Source organism: Sandarakinorhabdus cyanobacteriorum, assembly GCF_002251755.1.
In the GTDB taxonomy this organism is placed as follows: Bacteria; Pseudomonadota; Alphaproteobacteria; order Sphingomonadales; family Sphingomonadaceae; genus Sandarakinorhabdus; species Sandarakinorhabdus cyanobacteriorum.
On the sequence record NZ_NOXT01000046.1, the window covers coordinates 1 to 7,364 of the forward strand.

Below are 7,364 nucleotides of genomic sequence, written 5' to 3' on the forward strand. Positions count from 1 at the left end.
ACGCCCTGACAGGAAGGCTCATGAATAAGGCGGGCTAAGGCCGAACGCGTCTTGTCATCCAATTTTGGATTGTCGAGGCTTCCTTTCAGACTTTTTAAGGCACTCTCAAGACCCCTGATCGAACTCCGCATCTCGGTGCGGTGATCGAATCCTGACTCAGAAATTCCGGGGACACTATACCAAATTCGCAGAGGCGGCTTTGGGTTTCGCGGCACGGAGGAAGGCGGGGGCCCGGATCATGTCCGGGGTGACGCGGTGGGTTGGAGCGATGACCCAAATGAATCGGGTGCAGGGTCCGTGACCCTGCCCGCCGGAGGCCACTTCCTCCCCTTCCCGAGAACCCAACGCTCACAAGAACGCCCGCAGCTCCGCCATGAACCGGTCAAACTGGTCGTGGTGGAGCCAGTGGCCGGCGTTTTCGAATGTCACCACGCGGGCGGTGGTGAAGTGCTGGATGCGGCCGTCGTCCACCGGGTTGGAGGCCCAGCTTTTTTCGCCGTACATCAGCAGGGTGGGGCAGGTGATGCGTGTCCACAGCTCTGCGACCTGGTCGGGGGCCATGTCGTGGGCCCAGGGCAGGTGGAGATAATTGTCGAATTTCCAGCTGTAGCTGCCGTCTTCGTTGCGGTGGGTGCCGTGGATGGTGAGGTGGCGGGCCTGCTCTTCGGACAGGAAGCTGTTTTCCTGGTGCATGCGGGCGAAGGCGTCTTCCAGCGTGGCGTAGCGTTTGGGTTGGCGGGCGGCGGCGGCGCGTTTGGCGTCGATCCATTGGCGTTCGCGGGTGGCGAAATCGGTTTTCTGGCGCTCCGCGAGCATCTTGGGTGATGGGCCGAGGCCTTCGATGGCGACGAGTTTCTTGACGTTTTCGGGGTAGAGCCCGGTGTAGCGCAGGGCGATGTTGCCGCCCATGGAGTGGGCGACGATGGTGACCGGTGCCAGTTTCAGCTGGTGAATGAGCTGGGCGAGATCATAGACATAGGCGTGGGTGTTGTAATCGCCGTCGGGCGACCAGGCGCTGTCACCATGGCCGCGCCAATCGGGGGCGATGATGTGCCAATCGCCTTTCAGTTCGCGGGCCACCCAATCCCAGCTGCGGGCGTGATCGCGGCCGCCGTGGAGCAGCAGCAGGGGCGGCGCGGTGGGGTTGCCCCAATCGCAATAATGCAGGCGCAGGCGCTGCGAGATGAAGCTGTGGGAGGTGGGGCCCCAATCGCTGCTGTTTTCGATCATGGGGATCGCTTGGCGTTTTGGCGACCTGCCGTCAATCAGTTGGGGTGGTGGCAGGCGGGCTGGCGGCTGGTGGCGACGTGGCTCTGGTCCCCCCGGGTGAAGACGGGATCATCGGGCAGGATGGTGGCGATGGGGATATCGGGGGCATCGGCAAGCCGCTGATAGAGTGGGCCGAAATCGGTCTCGAGCGTGACCTTCAGCAGTTGGTCGAAACTGTCGATGACGAAATAATTCTGCTGGAAATCATCGATGCGATAGGGAGTTTGCAGCACCCGGTCGAGCCGCCAGCCCAGCCGGTTGGGGCTGGCACTGTCGAGCGCGAAGTGGGTTTCGCCATGGCTGGAAACGATGCCGGCGCCATAGATGGCGAGGCCATCGCGCCCGCGGATCAGGCCGAATTCCACCGTGTACCAATAGAGGCGCGACAGGCGGGCGATGGCATTATATTCCAGCGCGCGCAGGCCGCCCTGGCCATAGGCCTGCATATAATCGGCAAAGGCCGGGTGGGCGAGCAGGGGGACGTGGCCGAACACATCGTGGAACACGTCAGGCTCTTGCAGATAGTCGAGCTGATCAGGGCGGCGGATGAAGTTGCCGGCCGGAAAGCGGCGGTTGGCGAGATGATCGAAGAACACCGCATCGGGCACCAGGCCGGGCACGGCCACCACCTGCCAGCCGGTGAGCGCCACCAGCTGATCATTCAGGCGGGCGAAATCCGGCACGCCGGGGCGGGTAAGATCGAGGCGCTTCAGGCCATCGAGAAATTCGGGTGCGACGCGGCCGGGCAACAGGCGGGTTTGCCGGTCGAACAGATGATCCCACACGCGGTGATCGGTGGGGCTGTAATGGGCCCAATCCTGCGGGATGGTCCAATCGGGCGAAGGCGCAATTTCGGTCACCCCGCGATATTAGCAGGGGTGGCCGCGCTTTGCGACCTTCAGTATCAGGCGACGGGCAAAGGGGAGAATGTGGATGTCGCTGCCAGCCGAACGCACGCCGGTGATCATTGGGGTGGGCGAGGTGCTCGACCGGCCGGCCGATCCGGCGGCGGCGCTGGAGCCGCTGGCGCTGATGGAGGCGGCGGTGCGGGCGGCGGACGAAGACGCCGGCGGCGGCTGGCTGGAGCGGACCGACAGCCTTGATCTGATCAACCTGGTGAGCTGGCGGTATGACCGGGTGGCAGCGCGGCTGGCGGAGCGCTTGGGCATCGTGCCGCCACGCGCGGTTTACGGCATCGTGGGCGGGGAGACGCCGACGACGAAGATCCACGAGGCGGCGCTGCGCATCATGAACGGCAACAGCGTGGTGGCGGTGGTGACGGGAGCAGAGGCGCAGAATGCTGTCGCCAAGGCCAAGGCCGCCGGCATCCAGCTGCCATGGACGCCGCCGGCCAAGGTGCCGGAAAATCCGATCATCCCATCGGATCATGTCACCGAACTGGGTATGCGCCATGGCATCTTCCAGCCGATCCACATCTATCCGCTGTATGAAAATGCCACGGTGGCGGCCTGGGGCCTGACGCCGGCACAGGCGCTGGCCGAAAGCGGGGCGGCCTATGAACGGATCAGCGCGGCGGCCGCGGCCAATCCCAATGCCTGGGAGCGCAAGGCCTTTTCCGCCGCCGAGATCACCCAGGTGGCGGACGACAACCGCATGATCTGCTGGCCCTATACCAAGCGGATGGTGGCCAACAACAATGTCAACGCCGGGGCGGCCGTGCTGATGACGACGCTGGCGGCAGCACGGGCGGCGGGCGTGCCTGAACATCGCATCATCCATGTGCACGGCGGGGCGAGCGCGGGCGAGCACATGGATTATCTGAAGCGCGACCAATATGTGCACAGCTGCGCCCAGGATGCCGTGCTGGGCCAGGCGATGCGGATTGCGCCGAACGGCTTTGACCGGGTGGAGCTGTACAGCTGTTTCCCGACCGTGCCCAAGATGGCGCGGCGCACGCTGGGGCTGGGCGCCGATGTGCCGTTGAGCGTGATGGGCGGGCTGTCGTTCGCGGGCGCGGGGCTGAACTGCTACATGCTGCACAGCACCTGCGCGATGGTGCACAGCCTGCGCGCGCGGCCGGCCGATCAGGCGCTGCTTTATGGCCAGGGCGGCTATGTCACCAAGCATCACGCGCTGGTGATCGGCTGCCGCCCGGCCGAGCCGGCGTGGCTGATGCTGAACCGCGATGTGCAGGATGCGGCCGAGGAGATCAGGGGCGACGTGCCGCGCTTTGACGGGGCGTTCGAAGGCGCGGCGGTGGTGGAGAGTTACTCCATCGTGTTTGGCCGCGAAGGCCAGCCCAGCCATGGCAGCGTGGTGGGCCGCACGGCGGACGGCGCGCGCGTGTTCGGCAAGCTGGACCTGGCTGAGGTGGCGCCGTTCCTCAGCCCCGAGCGCAGCCCGATCGGCGATGCCGGCCGGGTGCATGTGGGTGAGGATGGCCTGCAGCAGTGGCGGATCGCGTAGCACTCGACAGCGCTGGCTGCTGACAAAATCTCCAGCAATTTCTGTTATTTACCCCGTTGACGGCGACGATCAACCGCGAAATCATGGCGCCATCCATCAGGAGGAGGAGCCATGACCGATCTGGAACGGCAGCTGCAGGGATACAGCCTGGCGATGGTGGACATCGCCTATTGGCGGCCCGATCACCCGAAATTGCTGCAGCAGTTCAGCTGGCAGTTGTATGATCTGGCCCCGCAGTTTCCGGAGCTGAAGCGCTTTCTCGACCATTGGAAGCGCGAGGTGGAGGCGACCATCCATTCGGTGCGGGTGGCCCACCGCGGCCTGGTGGGGCCGAGCCAATGGCGCAGCGTGGACGAGATCTTGACGCTGCATTGAGGACCAAGCACGCGGCGCCGGCGGGACGGGCGCGCCCCTCCGTCACGCTTCGCGTGCCACCTCCCCCAGGGGGTGAGGATCAAGTTGGTCGAGCGCGTGATAGAGCAGCACGCCGGCGCAGACCGCGACGTTCAGGCTGTCGGCCGTGCCCCGCATCGGCAGCTTGACCAGCGCGTCGCACTGGGCGGCATGGTCGGCGGGCAGGCCGGACTGTTCGTTGCCCATGAACAGGAAACAGGGCGCCTGATAGCGGTGCTGGCGATAATCCACCGTCCGCCCTTCCAGCGCCGCGCCCACCAGTTGCGCTGGCCCTTGGCGCAGCCACTGGAAGAACTCGCGGGCCGTGGCGCGCGCCACCTGGCGGCTGAACAGCGCGCCCATGCTGGCGCGCACCGCCTCCACGCTGAACGGGTCGCAGCTGTTGTCGAGCAGGATCACCCCGCCCGCCCCGGTCGCGTCGCAGGTGCGCAGCATGGTGCCGAAATTGCCGGGATCCTTCAGATTCTCGGCCACCAGCCACAGCTTCGCCGTGCTGCGATCGATCCGGTCGAGATCGGTGGACGGGATTTCATAGGCGGCGGCCACCCCGGCGGCATTGTCCTTGCCCGTCAGCCGCTGCATCAGATCGGGGGTGACGCGCAGCGAGGTGCGCCGGGCTTCCGACGTGGCGCGGATCAGCGCGACGGTGAGCGGGTGCTGTTCGGCTTCGGCCGTGAACACCAATGTGTTGGGCACATGGCCGGCGGCCAGCGCTTCGGTGCAGACGCGCAGCCCTTCGGCAAGGAACAGGCCTTGCGCGCGCCGGCCCTTCTTCTCGGCCAGCGCCTTCAGGCTTTTCAGCACCGGGTTGGCCGGCGAGGTGACATCAGTGATGCGGATCATGCGCGCCGCCTATCACAGCGCGACGATATTGTAATTGTGCCAGAGGAAGATGGACAGCGCGCCGCGGTGCGGGCGCATCGGTTCGGCAAGGGCGCGGGCGCGCTTCTCGGTCGGCCGCGCCTCTTCACCCAGCAGCCGGCCCAGCTGCACCTGCAGGGCCAGATCGCCGGCCGGGAAAACATCGGCGCGGCCTTCGGCGAACAGCAGGTAAATCTCGGCCGACCAGCGGCCGATGCCCTTGATGGAGGAGAGGAGCGCAATCGCCTCTTCATCATCGGCGGGCAGCGCGGCAAAATCGATCCGGCCCGATGACACCGCTTCGGCCAGCGCATGGACATAGCTGGCCTTCTGCCCGGACAGGCCGGCCGAACGCAGCACATCGAACGGGGTGGCAGCCACGGCGGCGAGATCATCCATGTTGCCGCCGCAGGCCGCCTCCAGCCGGTTCCAGATGCTGGCCGCCGCCTTGGTGCTGACCTGCTGGGCGACGATCGCCCGCATCATCGTGCCGGCGCCGCGGGGGCGCAGCCGCGGTTCGGGATAGCCATGGGCGGCAAGTGCGGCGGCAATCGGCGGGTGCGCGCCGGCGAGTGCATCGAGGCAGGTTTGCAGCTGTGCAGCGGAAAGTCCCATGACAGGGAGCCTAGCCGGGGCGGCCGGCCGTGACCAGCGGCGGTGACGAAGAGGGCCGAAAACCGCCACTCCGTGATTGCCCGGAATTGCCGCGACAGCGCGGGCGCGGCATGGCGCGCGGCCGATGATCAAGCCGCCCACCCCCGCCCATTTGGCCAGTGCCGCCGCCGAACATGGTCTTGCCGCCCTGGTGCGCTGGGACCGCGCGCCGGCCACCGCCCTGGGGCTTGACCGGCTGCCGTTGGCCCGCGCCCTGGCCATCCTTTCGGAACGGCCGCATCTGCTGCGCTGGCCGCCGGGCGCTGATGACGCCCTCCCAAAAATCGCCGCCTGACCCGTCTGGACTTGGGCCCGCCGGCCGTGCCAGACTGCAGATGTTGGGTGGGGTTCACGAAGGTTCGCAACAGGTTGGCAACAGGCATGGCGGGCATCACCATCTGGCACAATCCCAATTGCGGCACGTCCCGCAACGCGCTGGCCCTGTTGCGGGAGGGCGGGCACGACGTTAGCGTGGTGGAATATCTGAAAACCCCGCCCGGCGCGGAAACCCTGGCCAGGGTTGCTGCGGCCGTGGGTGGTGCCCAGGCCCTGCTGCGCACGCGCGGCACCACGGCGGAGGAACGCGGCCTGCCGGCCGCCGATGACGCCACGGTGCTGGCCGCCATGCTGGCCGATCCCATCCTGATCAACCGCCCGTTGGTGATCGGCCCCGGTGGCATCGTGCTGGCCCGGCCGGCCGAGCGCGCGCTGGAGGTGGCATGAGCATCCGCCCCGCCCGCATGGAAGACGCCGCCGCGCTGGCCGCCATCTATGCCCCGGCCGTTCTGCACGGCACCGCGAGTTTCGAGCTGGAACCACCATCGGCCGCCGAAATGGCGCAGCGGCTGATGCGGGTGAAATCGCACGGCTGGCCCTGGCTGGTGCATGTGACGATGGGCCAGATCGACGGCTATGCCTATGCCACCCAGTTCCGCGACCGGGCGGCCTATCGCTATTGCGGCGAAACCAGTGTGTATGTCGCCCCTGATGCCCAGCGCACCGGCATCGGCCAGGCCCTGCTGATGGCGCTGGCAAGCGAGGCGCGCGCCGCTGGCTTCCGCGAGCTGATTGCGGTGATCGGCGATTCCGCCAACGAGGCCTCCATCGGCCTGCATGCCAATTGCGGTTTCCGCCCGGCCGGCGTGTTGCAGGGCATTGGCGAAAAATTCGGCCGCCGGCTCGACATCGTGATGATGCAGCGCAGCCTCAGCTGAGCACCACGCGGGCGGCCTGGCGGCCGCGCAGCACCCGGCCCACCATCACGAACCCGAACAGCATCATCATCCAGCCGCCCGGTTCCGGCACCGGCCCTGTTGCCGACAGCAGCGCCGGCTCGTCACTGATCCGCCAATCGCGATTGTCGTGCTGGCTGCCCACCATGCCGGCCACGCTGGGCACCAGCGCCGAGTAGAGGCGCGACGGCAGCACCTGATCCAGCGGCGCATTGATGCCGCGCAGATCCATGTTCACATTGTTCTGGAAGACATTGTTTGCTCCGCCCGGCACATGCAGCCCGGCCAGCCGATCCGACTGCGGCAGCGTCACGATGACATTGTCGATGAACCGGCTGTCGGTGCAGCCAAAGCAGGACAGGCCGTGCGGCCGGGTGATGGCAACATAATTGCCGGCAAAGGTGAAGCGGGTGCCACTGAACGCGGCTGGATCGAACGAGGTGAACCCCTGCTGTTCGCCGATCACGCTGTTGTTCACCCGCCTTATTCATGAGCCTTCCTGTCAGG

At 66.7% G+C, this 7,364-nt stretch carries 10 protein-coding genes; 5 read left to right on the top strand and 5 right to left on the bottom strand.

The genetic code is table 11. From position 1 onward, the window contains the following. Nucleotides 1-348 precede the first annotated feature (348 nt). Both CHU93_RS01005 and phhA read right to left on the bottom strand, forming a co-directional pair. Nucleotides 349-1,230, bottom strand: a complete 882-nt coding sequence (locus CHU93_RS01005; protein ID WP_094472357.1) for an alpha/beta fold hydrolase — start codon at nt 1,228-1,230, stop codon at nt 349-351. A 35-nt stretch (nt 1,231-1,265) separates the two neighbouring features. Next, nucleotides 1,266-2,129: a phenylalanine 4-monooxygenase gene (phhA, locus tag CHU93_RS01010; protein WP_094472358.1), complete on the bottom strand. Its 864-nt coding sequence runs from the start codon at nt 2,127-2,129 to the stop codon at nt 1,266-1,268. Nucleotides 2,130-2,202: 73 nt separating this feature from the next. On the opposite strand from phhA, the gene CHU93_RS01015 reads away from it, so the two are divergent. Together CHU93_RS01015 and CHU93_RS01020 are read left to right on the top strand one after the other, a co-directional pair. Next, on the top strand, nt 2,203-3,696 hold the full coding sequence (locus CHU93_RS01015; protein ID WP_094472366.1) for an acetyl-CoA acetyltransferase: 1,494 nt from the start codon (nt 2,203-2,205) through the stop codon (nt 3,694-3,696). Between the two features lie 111 nt (nt 3,697-3,807). After that, nucleotides 3,808-4,071, top strand: a complete 264-nt coding sequence (locus CHU93_RS01020; RefSeq protein WP_094472359.1) for a protein usg — start codon at nt 3,808-3,810, stop codon at nt 4,069-4,071. Nucleotides 4,072-4,113: 42 nt separating this feature from the next. Here CHU93_RS01020 and CHU93_RS01025 read toward each other — a convergent pair whose 3' ends face one another. Next, the gene (locus tag CHU93_RS01025) at nt 4,114-4,953 is read right to left on the bottom strand and encodes a TrmH family RNA methyltransferase (RefSeq protein ID WP_094472360.1); all 840 of its coding nucleotides are present in this window, start codon (nt 4,951-4,953) and stop codon (nt 4,114-4,116) included. Nucleotides 4,954-4,965: 12 nt separating this feature from the next. After that, nucleotides 4,966-5,586, bottom strand: a complete 621-nt coding sequence (locus tag CHU93_RS01030; RefSeq protein ID WP_094472361.1) for a DNA-3-methyladenine glycosylase family protein — start codon at nt 5,584-5,586, stop codon at nt 4,966-4,968. A gap of 124 nt (nt 5,587-5,710) precedes the next feature. Between CHU93_RS01030 and CHU93_RS01035 the strand changes: the two genes are divergently transcribed. From CHU93_RS01035 to CHU93_RS01045, 3 genes are all read left to right on the top strand, one after another. Then, nucleotides 5,711-5,920 (top strand): hypothetical protein, encoded by a 210-nt coding sequence (locus tag CHU93_RS01035; RefSeq protein WP_094472362.1) that lies wholly within the window; start codon nt 5,711-5,713, stop codon nt 5,918-5,920. Nucleotides 5,921-6,006: 86 nt separating this feature from the next. Next, nucleotides 6,007-6,348, top strand: coding sequence for an ArsC/Spx/MgsR family protein (locus CHU93_RS01040; protein WP_094472363.1), 342 nt, complete (start codon nt 6,007-6,009; stop codon nt 6,346-6,348). Next, nucleotides 6,345-6,839 carry a GNAT family N-acetyltransferase gene (locus CHU93_RS01045; protein WP_094472364.1) on the top strand — a complete coding sequence of 165 codons (495 nt, stop codon included), beginning with the start codon at nt 6,345-6,347 and terminating at the stop codon, nt 6,837-6,839. The genes CHU93_RS01040 and CHU93_RS01045 overlap by 4 nt, the downstream gene beginning before the upstream one ends. Here CHU93_RS01045 and CHU93_RS01050 read toward each other — a convergent pair. Beyond that, nucleotides 6,832-7,335, bottom strand: coding sequence for a PEP-CTERM sorting domain-containing protein (locus CHU93_RS01050; RefSeq protein ID WP_094472365.1), 504 nt, complete (start codon nt 7,333-7,335; stop codon nt 6,832-6,834). The two genes, CHU93_RS01045 and CHU93_RS01050, sit on opposite strands and share 8 nt — an antisense overlap. Nucleotides 7,336-7,364 lie beyond the last annotated feature (29 nt).

Excerpts from the sequence above, each read along its gene's own strand:
- CHU93_RS01005 (WP_094472357.1), bottom strand. The coding sequence starts at position 1,230 with ATGATCGAAAACAGCAGCGATTGGGGCCCCACCTCCCACAGCTTCATC.
- CHU93_RS01015 (WP_094472366.1), top strand. The coding sequence starts at position 2,203 with ATGTCGCTGCCAGCCGAACGCACGCCGGTGATCATTGGGGTGGGCGAG.
- CHU93_RS01020 (WP_094472359.1), top strand. The coding sequence starts at position 3,808 with ATGACCGATCTGGAACGGCAGCTGCAGGGATACAGCCTGGCGATGGTG.
- CHU93_RS01025 (WP_094472360.1), bottom strand. The coding sequence starts at position 4,953 with ATGATCCGCATCACTGATGTCACCTCGCCGGCCAACCCGGTGCTGAAA.
- CHU93_RS01030 (WP_094472361.1), bottom strand. The coding sequence starts at position 5,586 with ATGGGACTTTCCGCTGCACAGCTGCAAACCTGCCTCGATGCACTCGCC.
- CHU93_RS01035 (WP_094472362.1), top strand. The coding sequence starts at position 5,711 with ATGATCAAGCCGCCCACCCCCGCCCATTTGGCCAGTGCCGCCGCCGAA.
- CHU93_RS01040 (WP_094472363.1), top strand. The coding sequence starts at position 6,007 with ATGGCGGGCATCACCATCTGGCACAATCCCAATTGCGGCACGTCCCGC.
- CHU93_RS01045 (WP_094472364.1), top strand. The coding sequence starts at position 6,345 with ATGAGCATCCGCCCCGCCCGCATGGAAGACGCCGCCGCGCTGGCCGCC.